The 19,242-nt window shown below is 26.3% G+C and carries 14 protein-coding genes; 10 read left to right on the top strand and 4 right to left on the bottom strand.

What is annotated here, in order from left to right; translation table 11 throughout:
* Positions 1-22 precede the first annotated feature (22 nt).
* The 5 genes from BRSU_RS07295 to BRSU_RS07275 all read left to right on the top strand — a co-directional run bounded on the left by BRSU_RS07295 (position 23) and on the right by BRSU_RS07275 (position 7,885).
* Positions 23-2,074 carry an NHL repeat-containing protein gene (locus BRSU_RS07295; RefSeq protein WP_048594691.1) on the top strand — a complete coding sequence of 684 codons (2,052 nt, stop codon included), beginning with the start codon at positions 23-25 and terminating at the stop codon, positions 2,072-2,074.
* A gap of 83 nt (positions 2,075-2,157) precedes the next feature.
* The gene (locus tag BRSU_RS07290; RefSeq protein WP_048594690.1) at positions 2,158-3,978 is read left to right on the top strand and encodes a glycoside hydrolase family 10-like protein; all 1,821 of its coding nucleotides are present in this window, start codon (positions 2,158-2,160) and stop codon (positions 3,976-3,978) included.
* A gap of 72 nt (positions 3,979-4,050) precedes the next feature.
* The gene (locus BRSU_RS07285; protein ID WP_048594688.1) at positions 4,051-5,397 is read left to right on the top strand and encodes a UDP-N-acetylmuramoyl-tripeptide--D-alanyl-D-alanine ligase; all 1,347 of its coding nucleotides are present in this window, start codon (positions 4,051-4,053) and stop codon (positions 5,395-5,397) included.
* Positions 5,398-5,407: 10 nt separating this feature from the next.
* Positions 5,408-6,169, top strand: a complete 762-nt coding sequence (locus BRSU_RS07280; protein ID WP_048594686.1) for a DUF4261 domain-containing protein — start codon at positions 5,408-5,410, stop codon at positions 6,167-6,169.
* Positions 6,170-6,229: 60 nt separating this feature from the next.
* Positions 6,230-7,885 carry an ankyrin repeat domain-containing protein gene (locus tag BRSU_RS07275; protein ID WP_167336123.1) on the top strand — a complete coding sequence of 552 codons (1,656 nt, stop codon included), beginning with the start codon at positions 6,230-6,232 and terminating at the stop codon, positions 7,883-7,885.
* Positions 7,886-8,276: 391 nt separating this feature from the next.
* On the opposite strand, the gene BRSU_RS07270 is transcribed toward BRSU_RS07275, so the two are convergent.
* The 3 genes from BRSU_RS07270 to BRSU_RS07260 form a co-directional block, all read right to left on the bottom strand.
* Positions 8,277-8,894, bottom strand: a complete 618-nt coding sequence (locus BRSU_RS07270) for a GmrSD restriction endonuclease domain-containing protein (RefSeq protein WP_048594684.1) — start codon at positions 8,892-8,894, stop codon at positions 8,277-8,279.
* Between the two features lie 103 nt (positions 8,895-8,997).
* Entirely contained in the window at positions 8,998-9,894 is an 897-nt protein-coding gene (locus tag BRSU_RS07265; RefSeq protein ID WP_048594682.1) for an SAM hydrolase/SAM-dependent halogenase family protein, read from the bottom strand.
* A gap of 214 nt (positions 9,895-10,108) precedes the next feature.
* Entirely contained in the window at positions 10,109-11,071 is a 963-nt protein-coding gene (locus BRSU_RS07260) for a class II fructose-bisphosphate aldolase (protein ID WP_048594680.1), read from the bottom strand.
* A 277-nt stretch (positions 11,072-11,348) separates the two neighbouring features.
* On the opposite strand from BRSU_RS07260, the gene thrS reads away from it, so the two are divergent.
* The 4 genes from thrS to rplT all read left to right on the top strand — a co-directional run bounded on the left by thrS (position 11,349) and on the right by rplT (position 14,577).
* Complete coding sequence (gene thrS / locus BRSU_RS07255; RefSeq protein ID WP_048594678.1) at positions 11,349-13,280, top strand: threonine--tRNA ligase; 1,932 nt, start codon at positions 11,349-11,351, stop codon at positions 13,278-13,280.
* 12 nt (positions 13,281-13,292) lie between these two features.
* Complete coding sequence (gene infC, locus BRSU_RS07250) at positions 13,293-13,877, top strand: translation initiation factor IF-3 (protein WP_012670269.1); 585 nt, start codon at positions 13,293-13,295, stop codon at positions 13,875-13,877.
* Between the two features lie 127 nt (positions 13,878-14,004).
* A complete protein-coding gene (rpmI, locus tag BRSU_RS07245) occupies positions 14,005-14,208 on the top strand; it encodes a 50S ribosomal protein L35 (protein WP_008725923.1) in 204 nt (67 codons plus the stop codon).
* 15 nt (positions 14,209-14,223) lie between these two features.
* Entirely contained in the window at positions 14,224-14,577 is a 354-nt protein-coding gene (rplT, locus tag BRSU_RS07240) for a 50S ribosomal protein L20 (protein ID WP_012670268.1), read from the top strand.
* 112 nt (positions 14,578-14,689) lie between these two features.
* On the opposite strand, the gene BRSU_RS14810 is transcribed toward rplT, so the two are convergent.
* Positions 14,690-14,938, bottom strand: coding sequence for a hypothetical protein (locus BRSU_RS14810; RefSeq protein ID WP_245158061.1), 249 nt, complete (start codon positions 14,936-14,938; stop codon positions 14,690-14,692).
* Positions 14,939-15,855: 917 nt separating this feature from the next.
* Between BRSU_RS14810 and BRSU_RS07230 the strand changes: the two genes are divergently transcribed.
* Positions 15,856-19,224: a DUF4132 domain-containing protein gene (locus BRSU_RS07230; RefSeq protein WP_048594676.1), complete on the top strand. Its 3,369-nt coding sequence runs from the start codon at positions 15,856-15,858 to the stop codon at positions 19,222-19,224.
* The last annotated feature ends 18 nt before the right edge of the window (positions 19,225-19,242 follow it).

Raw genomic sequence — 19,242 nt, 5'->3', positions numbered from 1 at the left:
AAGAATGAAGGGGATAGAAAATATGAAAATTGTTAAGATTCTAATTACTTTGCAAATAATATTAATCTTATTTTCTGTTAATGGTTTTGGTGTTGTTACTAGAACATTATCAAGCGGAAAAAAAGGTTTTTATGATAATGGTGTTTATGACGGAATAATGCTTACAGAACAGGGAAGCTTAACTTTAGCTCCTATAATAGAACAGAATGGTGTAATTGCTGGTAAAGATATATGGAAAATGTATCCTGCCAATGATGGAAGTTTATTTGCTGCTATAAGCGGAAGCGGTGCTGAACTTTATAAAAGAACTGCTGATGATACTAACTTTACATTATTTGCTTCAGAGAAAGGTGAAAATGCTTTTACTGCAGTTATTACTGATAGTGAAGGAAATGTATATGCAGCTACAGGTCCTTATGCAAAAATAATAAAATATGACAGTCAAGGAAATGAGCTTTGGAGAAAAACTTTAGATGATACTTATATCTGGGATATGAAGTTTGATGATAAGGGAAATTTATTTGCTGCTGCCGGCGGAAATAATGCCAGAGTATTGAGAATCTCGTCTAACGGTAATATTAAAGAAGTATTAAAAACAGAAGAACAGCATGCTATGTCTTTATTATATGATGAAAATGGTAATAAACTTTATGTTGGTACTGCAGGAAGAGGACTTGTATTAGTTATTGATTTATCTACAAATTTAGAAAATCCTTCATACAATGTTCTTTATGATACTGCTGAAAATGAAGTTTATGCTATAACTATGGATAATATAGGTAATTTATATTTTGGAACTTCTACAAGACAGCCTGCTTATTTGCTTCTTCCTTCTATAATAGATGGAGATAAAAGACCTGATGAAAGTGAAAATGAATTTAGAAACTCTTTATATAAAGCTGATACTAATGGTACAGTTCAGAGATTATTTTTCTTAAATCAAACATTGGTTTTAGCATTAAGCAGTGATAACAATAATAATATATATTTTGTTACAGGAGATACTGCTGATATATATAAAATAGGAGGAAATGACGGACTATTATCATATATAGGCGGATTAAAAAATAAAATACTTTCTACATTTGCTGTTTCTGATGACGGACTTTATTTTGCCATATCAAAAACAGGTGAGATATATAGAGTAAAACATACTTATCCTAATCAAGGTACTTTTACAAGCGATAGTTTAGATTTAAAACTTTTAAGTAAATTAGGAAGTTTAAATACAATGTCTACTATTCCTGATGGCTCTTCTATATCTATTGAAGTGAGAACAGGAAATGTTGCAAGAGTTGATAATACTTGGAGCAGTTTTGTAGCTGTAGGTACTGATGGTAAAATAGATGTGCCTTATGGAAGATTTATACAATTTAAAGTTACAATGACAACTTCTGATACAGAAACTACTCCTGTATTAAATTCTATGGATTTTAGCTATATTGAAAATAATCTTTCTCCTGAAGTTTTAAATGGAGGACTTACTACTTATTATCTTCAGCAGAATGATTCTACTGAAACAGCTAAAAATCCTCAGCTAGAAGAAAATGAGGCTATGATTTATTGGAAGGGAACTGATCCTAATGGTGATAAACTTATATATAATTTAGAGTATAGATTAAAAGGCGAGAAAAATTACAGAAAATTAGCTGATAATTTGTCTACATCATATTTTAAGTTTGAATCTTATTTACTTCCTTCAGGAATTTATGATTTTAGAATAACAGCAAGCGACAGATATGATAATCCTATAAGCATCGCTAAGACTAAAACTTTAGAAGTGTTTAATATAAAATATGATAATGATCCTCCTGAAATTTTAGATTTCAATGTTACAGGAATCGGTGCAAAGAGAAAAATTACTTTTAGAGTAGAAGATAAATTATCTTTCATAAAAACAGTAAGATATTCTACTATAACAGGCGAATGGAAATATATTGTTCCTGATGACGGTATGTTAGATTCTATGAATGAAGTATTTACTATAAATATAGATGATGCTAATGCTGGTTCTGTTACTATTGAGGTAATGGATACTGCCGGCAATACTAAATATTATTCATTTTTAATATGATTATTTAATTGATAGATAATTTTAATAGGGCTAGTGAATTTATAAATTTACGAGCCCTTTATTTATATATAAGGTTTGATTTTATGAGAAAGTTATTTATTTTTATATCTATATTTATATTTTATGTTTTATCTTGTCAAAAGAATGAAATAATTATTCCTAATAATTTGAAAACTATGCTTATAAGTGATATTAATGATGATAGAAGTTTAAATCCCTTATATAGAGAATTCAGAGGCGCTTGGTTTTCTACTGTAAATAATATGGATTGGCCTATTGAGGGAAAAAGTGAGGAGCAGCAAAAAAAACTTGCTTTAAAATATTTAGACACATTATACAATAATAATTTTAATGCTGTATTTGTGCAGGTTAAGCCTGATGCTGGTGTAATATTTCCTTCAAAAATAAATCCTACAACTAGATATTTTTTCGGAAAAGATTCTACTAATGAAACAGATTATTATCCTTTTAAAACTGATATGCTTAAATTTATTATAGATGAAGCACATAAAAGAAATTTAGAAGTTCATGCTTGGTTTAATCCTTATAGAATAGCCGTAACTTATGATACTAATAAAAGCTATGCAGAGCAGTTTTCAAAAAAGAATTTCATTCATGTATATGCTTATTCCAACAATTTAACACCTATTCATTGGTATGATAATAAACTTTATTTAGATCCGGGCGAACCTATAAGTGCAAAATATGTGATAGATTCTATCATGGAAGTTGTTGAAAATTATGATATAGACGGGGTGCATTTTGATGATTATTTTTATCAGAATATGATTGATGATAAGACATACAAATATTGGCCTGATGAAACAAGCTCTTCGAAATATGCATCTAGTCAAGGTTATGATCCTTCCAATACAAATTATGATGATTATGGAGTTAATGGGATTTATGCTTGGAGGAGAAATAACATTAATACTCTTGTAAGTTCCATATATAAAGAAATAAAATCAAGAAAACCTTATGTAAAATGGACTATATCTCCTGCGGGAGTTTGGAGAAATAAAGAAAAACTTTCAGATTATAATGGTTATGAATATGGAAGCGATACTCAGTCTTATAATCCTAATTTTGATGCTTTGCATGCTGATGTACTTTTATGGATGCTTAATGGCGAGAAAACTGAATCATTAAAAAATGCCGCTGAAAAAGACGGAATAAATAAAATGTATGTTGATGCTATAATACCGCAGATTTATTGGAGTGATAAGCATGAGACTGCTCCTTTTGACATTATAGCTGATTGGTGGATTGAACAGGCTAAAAAGTCCACTAATGGTAAATTGGCAGATTTATATGTAGGACATCCTCTTTATAAAATGGGCAGGGATACAAATGTAGAGCCTTGGCAGGATACAGATTTGATGTCAAAACAGGTTGATTATATAAGGACTAATGGAAGAAATTATATAAAAGGTTCTGTATTTTTTACTATGAGAAATATGTATAAAGATGATATTCATACAAAAGGTTTTGGTTATAAAGCTTTGAATTATTTAAAAGAAAATAGTTATCCTTTTAAATCTATAATACCTACTATGAACACTATGAAAGATTTAAATATTACACCTTCAGGTTTAACTAATCTTTATATAACAAATAAATTCAATAGTGTAGAAATCACTTTCACAGATTCAGGAGAATACAAAACTGATAAATATAATTGTGCTGTAGAAGGTACAAGCGTTTATTATTCTATATACAGAAAAGATGTTGATGAAGATTATATAGTTTTGATTGATAAAATAAGAAGAACTAATTTCAATTCTAATTCTAACATAGTATATAATGATAAAACTGCAAATCCTAAAAAAACTTATATTTATTATATTACTGCTTTAGATAGGCTTCATAATGAGAGCGTGCCTATTATGATTACAAATAGATAAATATAATGTTTACAAATATTTGTTTATATGGTTTAATTATGTTAACAAAATAAATTAATTGGAAATATTATTATGGGTAATACTTTATTAAAAGATATAATTGCAGTAACAAAAGAATTAAACTCTAAATGCTCTAAAAATATAGAAGATTTAAATTTAGAATTAGAAATATCAACTGACAGCAGAGATAATTTTGGTGAGAGTAAATTATTTTTAGCAATTAAAGGCGAAAAGTTTGACGGAAATAAATTTGCATTAGAAACTTATAATAAAGGATGCAGATATTTTATTTTAAGCGATGCAAGTATAAAACTTCCAGATGATGCGGTAGTTTTTTATGCTGATGATACAATACTTTTCTTTATAAAACTCGCTAGAGAATATAGAAGAAGATTCAATATACCTGTGATATCAATAACAGGAAGCTGCGGAAAAACCACTACAAAAGAATTAACTCATTTATTTTTATCTACAAAATATAAAGCATTGAAAACAGAAGGCAATTTAAATAATGAAATAGGAGTGCCTAAAACAATATTTAATTTAGATAATAGTTATGAGATAGCAGTTATTGAAGCCGGTATGAATCATAAAAATGAATTATTAAGAATATCTGAAGCTATAGAGGCGAATACTGTTATAATAAATAATGTAGAGCCTGTGCATATTGCCCATTTAGGTTCTATAGAAAATATTGCATTAGCTAAATCAGAGCTTTTTAATCATACTAGAGAAAATGCTAATGCTGTAATTAATAAAAATACTAATTGCTTTGATATATTAAAAAAAGAGGCTAGTAGAAACAATATAAAAAATATAATAGAAGCTGATATAAAAGAAATAATAAAAAAAGATGATAATACATTTGAGTATAAAGGCATAACTTTTAAACATAATTTAATAGGAGATTTTAATTTGCATAATGTTTTATCCGCATTAAAAGCAGCTGAACTCTATAATGTTGATTTACAGAAATGTGCGGATATTTTGATAACTTATGAATCTCAAAAAAACAGAATGCAGATAATTAATATAAAAGGATGCAATGTAATAAATGACTGCTACAATTCAAATCCTGCTGCATTAAAAAATATGATTAAGTTTTTATCTCAAAGAAGAGAATCAAAAAAGATTGCTGTAATAGGTGATATGCTTGAAACAGAAACTGAAAATTCAAGCTATCATAAAGATATAGGAAAAATTATAAATGAATTAAAAAACATTGATACTGTTATAGCAGTTGGAAAGCACTCAAAGGATATTTACGATACAGTTAATTGCGAGAAATATTATTTTGAAAATGCTCAAAGTGCTGTAGATAAAGTAAAAGAGTTTTTGAAAGATGATACTGCAATGTTAATAAAAGCTTCATTGGGTATGGGATTCGCTGTGATAATAGATTCTATAAAAAATATATAAAGGCTTAAAAATGAATAATTTAATACAAAATAATTCTGTAATAGCTTTTATATTACTAGATGATAAAATGTTCAATGATTTTTCATTACAATTAAAAAAAGATTGGAATATAGATATAACTGTAGTAAGTCATAATAATAAAAATACATTTAATATTGAAACAATAGATTTTGAATATGAACTTGCTCCATTCAATGTGCCTGATAATGAAGCTGAAATATTGATGAATTATAATGATATAGATAATGCCACAAGAGAAAAAATACTTAGTCATAAATCATTTTTATCAATTAAGGTTAATAGTGAGAATACTAATTTCAAAGATATTGCTTTAACTTTTAGTAAGGTATGTTATTCTATAATAAAAGTAAATAATGTATCTGCAGTTTTGATAGGGGAGATTAATCTTCTTATTTCTAAAGATACTTATTTATTTGAGATGAATGAATATATAAAAAATGATAAATACTTTCCAACTCGTTTATGGGTGAGGGTTGATGTTTTTTCAGATAATAACGGAAATCATGCCTACACTGAAGGACTTAAAAATTTCGGTAAGTATGAGATTATGGCTTATAAAACTTTAAGAGAGGTTGAAAGCATAATCAGGGTATTGATGATATTATCAAGAAGCATTATAGAAAATAATCTTAATCTTGAAGACGGCAATACTATGCAGACAGATGATGATTATATAGGAATGTTTAAATTCTTTGATAATAAATTTATAATGCTTGAAAAGAGTTTAAAAGATATAAATAAAAATCAATAGATTTGACAATAAAGACACTGTAATATATACTTTGAAAAAATTATAGATAGGGTAGGTATTATGAAATTTGTATTAATTATAATAAGTTTAATTGTTTTAATGAGCTGTTCTAATAGTGAAGAAAAGAAAGAAAACAATATAAATCCTAATGTAAATACCAATTTAAACTCATCAGCACAAAATACGAATACAGTTATTACTAATCAAAATAATATAGTTACTAATAATGTTAATAATAAAAGTGATGTTATAGTAAGAAAAAATATATACCCTATAAAATCTTATACAGAAAAAGAACTTGATGAGATACTTTTATTTAGAGTTAATAAATTATTAGAGTCGTATGGAAATGATGAAGAAAATGAAGAGTTAATAAAAAAAGAAAAAGAAAAATTGAAACCTATAAGAGATTTGCTTATAAAAACTATCAATGCTGAAGATGAAGATGGTAATAATGCATTAATGCTTGCTATAAAATACAGTACAGACTCTATTGTTTATTATGATTTAATAAAATGGATTGTAGAGCATGGCATTGATTTATCAAGTGAAAAAATATTTAAAACATTATCTTATTATTATTATCTTAAAAAAACATCTTATGATCATATTGGCAGTAAAGAATATTCAGATATTGTTTATTATTTGATAGACTCTGGAATATATTTTGACTATAAAGATGTATATGACTTAATGGTTAATAATGGTGATTCGGATATTATTAAAAAAATGCTTGATATATTATACGATTATAATTTTGAAAAAGTTGATTATAACTTACAAAGTGATTTATTATTTACTTCCATACATAATCAGGATATTGATTTAGTAAAATATTTTCTGGATCTTGGTGCTGATATTAATTCTCTAAATAGAATGAGGGATGGTTCTATAGGAACTCCTTTAATGTATAGTGCATTTTTAGAAAATTATGATATTGCTGATTATTTATTGGAAAAAAATGCTGATGTTAATATTAATTGTTTTCAAGACAATCAAGAATTAGAAAACATTTGGAATCATTATAGTTATTATACTGATGAAAGAGATGAAATAATAAATAACTTTCCTGTTTTAAGTCCTACAAATTTGAATGGTACTGTTATTACAGGAAATAATTATTATGATTTGATTGTAAAAATATTAAATAAAACAGCTCAGAATTTTAAATTAGCTAATACTTATTTTTACTATGAACCAACTTCTGAGTCTATTGTTAAATCTGATACTAATGATAAATATATGTTTATATCATCTCCTATATTAAATCAGGAATATATAGATTATCCTGATGATTTTACAAGCGAGGAGGATAAATATTTTCATTATATAACTATATGGAAAAAAGAGTATAATAAAGCTTCATTTATATCAGGGTTTTATCCTTTACAAGATGCATTTTATGAATATACATATTTAAGCGATTTTAATATTGTTGTATCAGGAAACTATATTACAATAGAACAATATGATAGTGCTAAAACATATTATTACACATTTATTATAGAAAATAATGAATTATATTTAGATAAATTTTCTATGAGTAAATCTAATCTTATATCAGCATCAGCTACTAATTTTTCAGAAGTATACAATGAAGAGTATTATTATAATTATAAATCAGATGCACAGAAATTTAATCAAACAAACAGAGTAAAACTCATTGATGTTGAAAAAGGATTTTTTGAACAGCTTATAGAAGACTATAATAAATAAATTATTAGCTTTTATACAATTATGTATGAGTATGATTTTCTTAAATACTGTTATTTGATAAGCATATACAAGTTATTGAGTATATACTGAAAATTTTTAACTTTCTTAATTTTTTTATTCAACTTTTTCCCGCCGCAAAAAGTTGCAAAAAGTGCAAGTATAAAATTAGTATTAAATCATACTAATTGTGTTTTACAGGTAAAATAAATTACTAAATTTAAGTCAAAATGCAGTTCTTTTGGTTCTCGCCGAAGGCGGGCTGTGCCTTATACCAATAAAAGAACCAAAAGAAAATATAATGTTATTTTTGACAAAATATATTTGTTTAGGTATAAACATTTCAAACTATTTTATAGTATAGTAAAGTTTAAAAAATTATATTAATAAAAAATTATTTTCCTTTGCATACTCTGTTTGATACTTCATCAAAACCTTCTTCTATTGTAAGCCCCCAATCGGTTTTGATTTTATACCATTCTCTTACATATTCGCATTGATATTCTTCATTAGGAGGAAGCCATTCTACCGGGGATTTATCACCTTTAGAACGATTTGCACCTTTTGATACAGCTACCAAATGATTTTCATTCTTCATATAATTGTAGTATTCATTTTTCTTTTCTTTGCTCCAATTACTAGCACCGCTGATATGGGCATTTTTTAAAGGTACTAAATGATCTATATCTAAATCTTTGGCATTAGTAAAATATTTTCCTGTAAACTTATCATACCATTTTCCTGATATCACTCTGTTATTAGATATTACAGGTTTTATTAATGATTCTCTGGCTAATACTTCATGCCTTGTATTAAGTCCATCATTATCTTCATCAGCCCAATCTCCCCAATCGTCTCTGTTGTATATAGTAACAGTTTCTTTTTTGGGCTTTTCTGTTTTTGATATTTCTTTTTTATTGTATACATTATTATAATAATAGTATCCTGCTGCTATTAATAAAATGAATAATATAAATAAAGGAGATGATTTTTTCTTTTTTCTTCTTGCCATAGTCGTTCCTATTATTGCTAATAAAAATTGTTCTCCGCTATGCGTCTGCCAAGTAAACTTAGCAGACGCTCACAATTTTTATATTTATCTTTTTTATAATATATTACTTTTTTATTATTTCCATACTCCATTCAGGACCGCTGTATACTTTATATTTGTCAGAGAAATTACCCATATTCACAGCAACAGAGAAATTAAGCTCTGAATTGAAATAAGCCATATTATCGCCTTCAGGTACATCTCCGAAAGTATTAACAAGTTTGACATCTCCGTTCCATACTAAATTTCCTTGATTGTATATAGAAACATTCAAAATATCTCCAACCTGTACTCCATTATCCAGCATTAATTGACGAGGAAGTGATGACCATACATTACCGTACTGTACATCAAGTATTGGAATATTAGCAGAGAATTTTCCGTTTTCAAATTTTGCTTTTTGATATTCTATTTTAGTAATATTAGTACCTAAAGATTTTCCAACCTGTTCAAAAGTTATTTGCTTTGAAGCTAGTCTTGCACCAGTATATACATAAACATCTCTGCCATGAAAAGTATATGATTCTTGAGAGTTAGTGAGTCTGTTTACAGCTTCATCAATTTCTCTTACTTCTTCTATACCTAAACTTTCAGCAACAAAAGTTAAAGAACCATTATCAGGAGTTACAAAATAATAATTGTTAGTAGTTTTCATAACAACTGATTTTCTATCAGTACCAACTCCCGGATCTACAACATTTACAAATACAGTACCTTCAGGCCAATATCTAGCAGTTTGATCTAGTCTTAAAGCAGCCTCCCAAATATTAAAAGCAGGTATCTCATGAGTAAGATCATAAACTTTTAAATCTTTATCTACAGTCAAAGCAACTCCGTACATACTAGCAACTGCATTATCCTTTCTTCCGAAATCTGTTTGAAGTGCAAGAGGTGATTTATCTACTGTTTTTGTACATGATACTATTAAAGCAAATAATAATATTAATATATATTTTTTCATTTCATTTCCTATTGATTAGTAAGATATTTTATTTTGATTAGTTAAATAATTAAGGGCATAAGAATTAACTCATGCCCTTAAACAATTTTTTTCAATGATTATTTAGTTTTAGCATTTAGAGCATCTTTTTGTCTTTTTATTCTTCTTAATGCTCTTTTGCGTTTAACTACTTTTCTATGTTGTTTTCCCACAGTAATATCTCCTTTAATTTTTATTATATTTTACCGTTTGAACCTAATACATTAATTATTTTATGCATATAAAGTTTTTTCATTTCATCACGAGCAGGTCCTAAATATTTTCTAGGATCGAATTCTTTAGGATCATCATGGAATACTTTTCTAATAGCAGCAGTCATAGCAAGTCTTGAATCGCTGTCGATGTTGATTTTACAAACAGCACTCTTAGAAGCTTCTCTTAATTGCTCTTCTGGAATACCTATAGCATCATCTAATTTACCGCCGTTTTCATTGATCATTTTAACATACTCTTGAGGTACGCTTGAAGAACCATGAAGTACGATAGGGAATCCAGGAATTTTTTTCTCAATTTCTTTAAGAATATCTAATCTTATTTGAGGATTTTGACCAGGTTTAAATTTATAAGCACCATGGCTAGTACCTATAGAAATAGCAAGAGAGTCAACTCCTGTTTTTTTAACGAAGTCTTCTACTTCTTCAGGCTGAGTATAAGTGTGATGTTCAGCTACAACATCATCTTCAACACCAGCAAGTACTCCCAATTCACCTTCAACAGTAACATCATATTTATGAGCATACTCAACAACGCTTCTAGTAATTTCTACGTTTTTGTTATAATCATAATGGCTTCCGTCTATCATAACAGAAGAAAAACCATATTCAATACAGCTTTTACAAAGTTCTAAACTATCGCCATGATCCAAGTGTAAAACTATAGGTACATTAACGCCTAATTCTTTAGCATATTCAACAGCACCTTGAGCCATATATCTTAATAATGTTTGATTAGCATATTTTCTAGCACCTGAAGAAACCTGAATTATAACAGGGCTTTTAGTTTCTACACATGCCTGTACTATAGCTTGAAGTTGTTCCATATTGTTAAAGTTAAATGCTGGTATAGCATAACCGCCGCCTATAGCTTTTTTAAAAAGTTCTCTACTATTAACAAGACCTAAGTCTGAGAATTTAACCATATTTTTCTCCTTATTCTTTTTTAAGATTATAAAAAGTACTTAATAATAATATAGTAAATATAATAAATTTTCAATAAAAATCCTAATTTTTTATCATAGTTGTTTTAAAATATGTATTAATAAATTTGTTTTATTGATTAGTTTAATTTTAGAAATTTTAATAATTGTATAATCAATTTGTTGACTATTGTTTGTATGTATGTTATAATTGTTTAAAATATTTGCATTAAATTTTTTATTAAATGTAAATAAAAGTATCAATTCAAGAGGTGTTATAATGTCAAAAATTAATTATTTAGGACAGTCTTATGATTTGTCCAATGGAGAGTCTTTATTAGACTTCCTTAAACAAAATGCTAAAAAAGATTCCAAAGATGCAGTAGCAGCTAAGTTTAACGGAACAGAAGTTGACCTTACATATACGCCTGAAACAGACGGCGATTTAGAATTGATACTTACCACCTCAGATGAGGGACTTGAAATATTAAGACACTCTACAAGCCACTTAATGGCTCAGGCAGTTAGAAGACTTTATCCTAATACTCAAGTTACTATAGGACCTGCTATCAAAGACGGTTTTTACTATGACTTTGATGCTGAAAAGCCTTTCACTGAAGAAGATTTGCCAAAAATCGAAGATGAAATGAAAAAAATTATCAAAGAGAATATTCCTGTAGTAAGAAAAGTAATGAATAAAAATGAGGCTATAGAATATTTCAAGAAAGCTAATGAACCTTATAAAGTTGAAATTATAGAAGGTATAGATGCTGATACAGTATCTTTTTATGAGCAAGGCGATTTTATAGACCTTTGCCGCGGACCTCATGTTCCTTCAACAGGTTATTTAAAAGCATATAAACTTATGTCTGTTGCTGGAAGCTATTGGAGAGGGGATTCTAATAATAAAATGCTTTCACGTATATATGGTACTGCTTTTGAAAGTAAAGAATCATTGGATAAATATCTTAAAAAACTCAAAGAAGCTAAAGAAAGAGACCATAGAAAATTAGGTAAGGAGTTAAACTTATTTAGTTTCCATGATGAAGGTCCTGGTTTTCCTTTCTGGCATCCTAGAGGAATGGTTATTTATAAAGCTGTTGAATCATATATAAGAAATGAAAATGAAAAACGCGGATATGTTGAAATAAAAACTCCTGCTATACTTAATGAAGAATTATGGCATAGAAGCGGACACTGGGATAACTATAAAGAAAACATGTATTTTACAGAAATTGATGAAACTAAATATGCTGTAAAACCAATGAACTGTCCAGGTGGTTTGATTGTTTATAATTCTAACATACATAGTTATAGAGATTTGCCTTTAAGAGTTGCTGAATTAGGTTTTGTTCATAGACATGAGCTTTCAGGAGCTTTGCATGGACTTTTCAGAGTAAGAGCTTTCACTCAAGATGATGCTCATATATTCTGTACTGAAGAACAGTTAGGCGACGAGATTATTAATACTATTGAATACTATTTATCTGTATATAAAGACTTTGGTTTCGAGAACTTTGAAATATTTGTTTCTACTAGACCAGCAAAATCTATCGGAAGCGATGAGATTTGGGAGCTTGCTACTAAATCATTAATCAATGCTTTAGACAAATTAAGAATAAGCTATAAGATTAATGAAGGCGACGGAGCTTTCTATGGTCCTAAGATAGATTTCAATATTAAAGATGTTCTTGACAGAAATTGGCAATGCGGTACTTTACAAGTTGATTTCTCACTTCCTATGAGATTTGAGATTAGCTATGAAGGTAAAGACGGTAAAAAACATACTCCTGTAATGCTTCACAGAGCTATACTTGGTTCTATGGAACGTTTTATAGGTATATTAGTTGAACACTATAATGGTAAATTCCCATTATGGTTATCACCTTTACAAGTAGCTGTAGTTAATGTACTTAATGAACAGCCTCAAATTGATAGGGTTAATGAAGTAGCTAAAGCATTGAAAGATTCAGGATTCAGAGTAGAAATTGATGAGTCAAATGATAATTTAGGTACTAAGATTAAAAAATATCGCTTGCAAAGAACTCCATATACAGTTATAATAGGAGCTGAAGAAGTTTCTAGTGGAAAATTATCTATTAGAACACGTTCTTCACAAGAAATTAAAGATATGGATTTAAATGAGTTCATAGAAAAACTCAAAAAAGAATCTAAGGAGAGAATGAATGATTCTATATTTACTACTAAATGAGGTAGATAAATAATGGCAACAGTAAAAAAAGAAGGAGAGAGAATTAATCAATTTATTACTGCACCAGAAGTTAGGGTTGTGCATGATGAGAGAGGGAGTCTTGGTGTAATGAGTATTAAAGATGCTCTTGCATTGGCAAAAAGTGAAGGTTCAGATTTAGTGGAGATAGCTCCTACAGCAGAACCTCCTGTTTGTAAGATTATCAATTATGGTAAGTATAAATTTGATATTCAGAAGAAGAGTAAAGAAGCTAAGAAAAAGCAAAAGTCAGTTCAGCTTAAAGAAATCAAGATGCGTCCTCAGATAAGCATACATGATTACAACTTTAAAATGAAGCATATTCGTGAATTCTTAGATGAAGGCAATAAGGTTAAGATTACTATAATGTTTAGGGGTAGGGAAATGGCTCATACTGAATTCGGCTATGACCTTATCAATAAGATTATACAAGATTTAGAGAATGAAGCTGCTACAGAGAAACCTGCTAAATTAGAAGGTAAGAATTTATCTGCAGTACTTAACCCTGTAAAAGTTAAGAAAACTGATTCTGAAGGTTCTGCCAATAAAAAAGAATCTTCTGAAACTAATGAAGGATAATAATTATTGCTTTAATTATGAAATTGAAGCATAGCAGCTATTTTTAATAAATAGCCCACTACCTATATGTACTTATCATACATATAGTTTGAGCATACAGTAAATATAATTAAAAGGATATTAGTTTATGAAACAAAAATTAAAAACAAAAAGCGGTGCAAAAAAACGTTTTAGATTTTCTAAAACTGGTAAAGTAAAATTTGCTCATGCATTTGGTAGCCACAAATTCTTAAGCAAAAGACCTGACACTAAAAGAAAGTATCGTAAGGCTAGAATAGCAGATGATACTAATATGTTAGAAATGCCAAGATTAATGCCTTATGGCAGATAATAAAAGGAGACTAGAATGAGAGCAGTTAGCGGTGTAGTAAGAAAGAAAAAAGTAAAAAAAATATTAAATATGGCTAAAGGTTACTATGGTTCTCATAGTAAGCAAATGAAACAAGCTAAAGAAGCTGTAATAAGAGGCTTAAAATACGCTTATCGTGATAGAAGACAGAAAAAAAGAATGATGAGACGTTTATGGACGTTAAGAATCAATGCAGCTTGCAGACCTTTAGGTATATCTTACAGCAAGTTCATTAACGGACTTAAAAAAGCTAATGTTATTATTGATAGAAAAGCTTTATCTAATTTAGCTATCGATGATTATAAAGCATTTGAGGCTGTAGTTGAAGTAGCTAAAAAAGCACTTGCTTAATATATTAGACTTAAAAAATATTTACTTATGTATAAAATCGCCGTTGGTATTCTTTAATAGAATCCAACGGTTTTTTATTACTATCAAATTATTATTCATTTTTTTATTAAAGCTATATATCTTTATTAATTAAATAATTATATATTTTTTCTAAATCTGAAGTATCATTTAATATATAAATATATTCTATTGAACTTTCTTTTATATAAATAAAATTATTTTCGTTGTATAGCGTTTTTATTAATTGGTTATTTCTAATTTGATGTACATTAGTTATACATATACTTCTATCATCTATATTATCACTTACTATTTTTATAAATCCAAATATATATTCTCCGCTTATAGTTTTTATAAACACATATGGTTGTTTATTTTTATCTAAGCTAGCTTCATAAAATATATGTTCAAAAATATATGTAAATGGTTTTTTTAGAAAATTTTATAATATATTTCATCACACAATTTTCTTATCTTTTTTAATCTATAAAATAAGTAACCTATTAATAATCCTAATATAAAAGATGATGAATAAACTATAATAAAAAAGTAAAAATTTTAAATTTATTTTCTAAAAAGTTAGTTTTTTCTAATTTTAATAATATATTTAAAATACTATTTACAGTATTATTGAAATAAGATATTATTATAATAATATACCATACACAAATTGTAGTAATTAATGATTGAAGTATTTTTGAAAAATTGCTAGTTTTTTTACATAAGTAAATAAATTTTTAACAGTTATAATAATAAATCCAGGAAAAATAAATATTATATCAGTTATTAAAGATGAAAAGTCCATTTTTTATTTATTTTTTTTATTAGAATTTTGAGTTTTATTTGCATCATTCAAATTTTTATAAGTTTTTCTATCTCTAGTTGTTTTGTAGTATCTAATACAAATTCCCAACTTTCTCTAGACTCATTATTTTTTGATTTCATATTCTACTACTTAATTGTAAATTAATATTTTTATGATAAAAAGTAATAAAAAAAATCAATATTAATATTTTTTATAAAAATACTAAAGTTAATTTCCAAGCGTCCGATAATATATTTAGTTGATTGGACTACCCCCCAATAACTATATTTGTAATAAGCCGCTTTGTTCATCCCACAAAAGCGGTTTATTTTTTTTAAATAATTCTTTTAAATTTCAATAAAATCTTAATTAATCAGTTAACACTTATAACATATCTTAATAACAATAAAATTGATTAAAAAATAGTTTTATTATATATTTTTTGTATTATTCAGACTATATAAGGATAAATTATGGGAAGCATAGAAAGCCATATAAAAAAAGTTACAAATAATAAAGATATTTCAAATGAGATTAGACATACTATTGAAGATTATGTGTATTTAAAAACTGATGAAGTACCTGAAAGAGTTCATTCTATAATGAATAGAAATGATTTTGATGCTTTTATTAATGATTTAAGTAAATGCCGACAAGATGAGAGAGAATCATATAAAAGACTGCTTATTCTTTATATACATAATAATTATGAATATAGAGAAAATAATACTTATAATATTATAAGATTTTATTATTTAGATGATTCTGTAAAAAATGGATTTCTTTATTATATTTTTGAAAACAAAGAAAATATTATAGGAATTCATTTTTTTATAGATTTTTTAAAATGTTATAATTTAATTTTTAAGGATTTGGTAAAAATAGATAATAAAATAAAAAATTCTTTTAATAGATTTATAGAAGAAATAAAAAATAAAACTGATGATGAAATAATCGATGAATATAAAGATTATCAAATATATTGTCCATTATATATTTTATCTCAATTAATAATACATACCAAAGATAAAAACTTGGCTTTTAAATTATTATCTATAATTTCCAAAATAGAAAATAATGAAAATATAATCATTAGAAATATTTTATGTTCTTTATTTTTAATTATTGATGTATCAGAGGAAATAAAAAATAAGTTTTTAGAAATTTTATCAAATAATAAAGGTTCGTCAGCTTTATTTATGAAGGATATTAATGTCTTTTATAAGAGTGAATATTTTATAAGATATATAATAGATATTAATTACACCACATCAGATAATAAATATAATAATGTAACTTTAACATATACATTTATTAATGAGCTTCTTGAAATATTACAGAAAATATTTTATTTATTTAAATCTAATTCTCAAAGTATAAAATTGGAATTAATAGAATCATTATATAATGATGATAAAGATAATTTCTATAATATGTATAAATTATATCAGGAATCTGTTTTGCTTGATTATAATAATTCTAATCCTCAATTAAAATATAATAACATGCATTTTGTAGATAATTGTATTGATATTTATTTGCTTATGTCTGCATTTTTATTTAATAAAAAAGAAAATGAAATTATAGATCATAATATAGTTGATAGGGCAGTAGATTTTCTATGTAATTTTTTAGATCCGCTTCCTGAATGTTATGATGATTATAATGATTATAAATATTTGATACATAATATATTTGAATATCATACTTATATGCTTGCTTTATTATACGATTATAATGATAAGGCTAAAAATTTTATAAAATCCACTCTATATTCTTATATTACAATAAATAGTTTTATTTCAGCTAGAAATTATTTATATGATAAAACAGTTTTCAATATTGTAAAAGAAATATTTACTCTAAATGATAAAGTAAACATAATAGATATTTATTTAACTTACTATATTTATACAAATGCCATATATTCGGCAGATAACAAGAAAAAAACATTATTAAATATATATAATGTCATAGAAATAGGCAATAATTATTTAGAAGATATTGATAAGTTTATTAATGATGATAAGTTTATAAAAAATATTTCTAAGGATATTAATTTCACCATACATTTTTTGAATACTTTATATAACAAAGAAAGTAAAATAGAAAATTATAAATTAGTGTTAAAACTTCTTGAAACATCAAAATCAAAAGAAATAAAAAAGACATGCATTAAAATATTAGAAAAATCAGAAAGCAAAGTAAAAGATGATTTAATTCAGAAACTTGATAAAGCTAAAGGAGAATTTGAAACTTCATTAAAAAGCATAATAAGAATTTGGGATATGAGCAGATTTAATGAAAGTTTTGAGTTTAAAAATATAGAAGAAATAAACTCTCATGTAGATAAATATTATAATGAAGGATATGAAGAAAAAATCAATAAATATAGCTTTATAGAAAAAGAAATATCAAATGTATTATTAAAAGATAAAAAAACATTAGTACCGTTAAAAGTAATGAAGTATATTTTTACTGAATATATAGCATTAAAAGAAATAAACAAATTAATAGATATAGAAAAAATAATTAATCATTTTGATATGGAATATTTTAGAAATGCTTTATCAAATATTTATAATGAATTTGTTAATTTGAAATATCCTATAGAATTAAAAAACATATATATTCTTTACTGTTTATATATGGATGATGAAGCAGTGTTAAAATTAAAAAATGAAGTTGCTTATTTAACTAATAATGCCAGAGGAGCATTAGCAGCACATATAGTACAATGTATGGCATTGAATGGAAATAAATTGGTTCTTGTTATGCTTGATTCTATTTCTTTAAAGTATAAAAATAATCAAGTTAAAAATGCTGCTAAAACTGCATTAGAAAATGTTTCTTCTATACTTGGAATTAGCAGAGATGAACTTATTGATAAAATAATACCTAATTTTGATTTTGACAGTAAAGGACAAAAGACTTTATCTTATGGAGGAGAGGCTCAAAGAACTTTTACTATAAGTATAAACAATGATTTTAGTTTATCAATTAAAGATAATCAAAATGATAAAACAATAAAATCTCTTCCTGCTCCAAATACTAAAGATGATAAAGATACAGCTTCAAAAGCAAAAAAAGAATTAACAGAATTAAAAAAATCTATAAAAAATACTGTAGAAAATCAAATTATAAGATTGAAAAAAGTATTATTAAATGGAAGAAAATGGAGCTATAAAGGATTTAAAGAAGTATTTGTGGATAATCCTTTGATGAATATATTCGCTCAAAAACTTATATGGGGCATTTATGATGATAATAATAAATTAATAGAGTCATTCAGATATACGGAAGATGGTTCTTTTAATACTGTACATGATGAAGAATATATATTTAAAGATGAATTAAAAGATAAAAAGAATATAACATTAATTCACCCTATAGAACTTGATAATGATATTTTATTGAAATGGAAAAATCAATTATCAGATTATGATATAGCACAACCTATAGAACAGCTTAATATGATTTATGAGCTTCCAGAAGAAAAAGATATAAATAAAAATCTTGAAATAGTATATCATGATAACAAAGTTAATCCTTATGCATTAATGAAATTTGCAGCTTCTCTTGATATGAAAAGGGGAGAGGTTTTAGATGCTGGAACTTTTTTTGAATATTCTTTGAAAGATGAAATAGCAAAAATAATGTTTGTTATTCATTTTAATTATTTGATGGTTGGTTATGTACAAGAAGAAGATGTTGACATTGAAAGAGCAGTATTTTATAAATTAGATGAAGATAATAATTTTGATTTTAATTGTCCAAGCAATCCTTTGGAATTGAATAAAAGATTTGTATCTTCTATGTGCGGTTTAGTAAAAGAGTTATAATAATTTTTAAAGGATAAA

Source organism: Brachyspira suanatina (assembly GCF_001049755.1).
Classification (GTDB): domain Bacteria; phylum Spirochaetota; class Brachyspiria; order Brachyspirales; family Brachyspiraceae; genus Brachyspira; species Brachyspira suanatina.
Note: the sequence above shows the minus strand (reverse complement) of the source record. Positions and strands in the feature narration are given on the sequence as shown.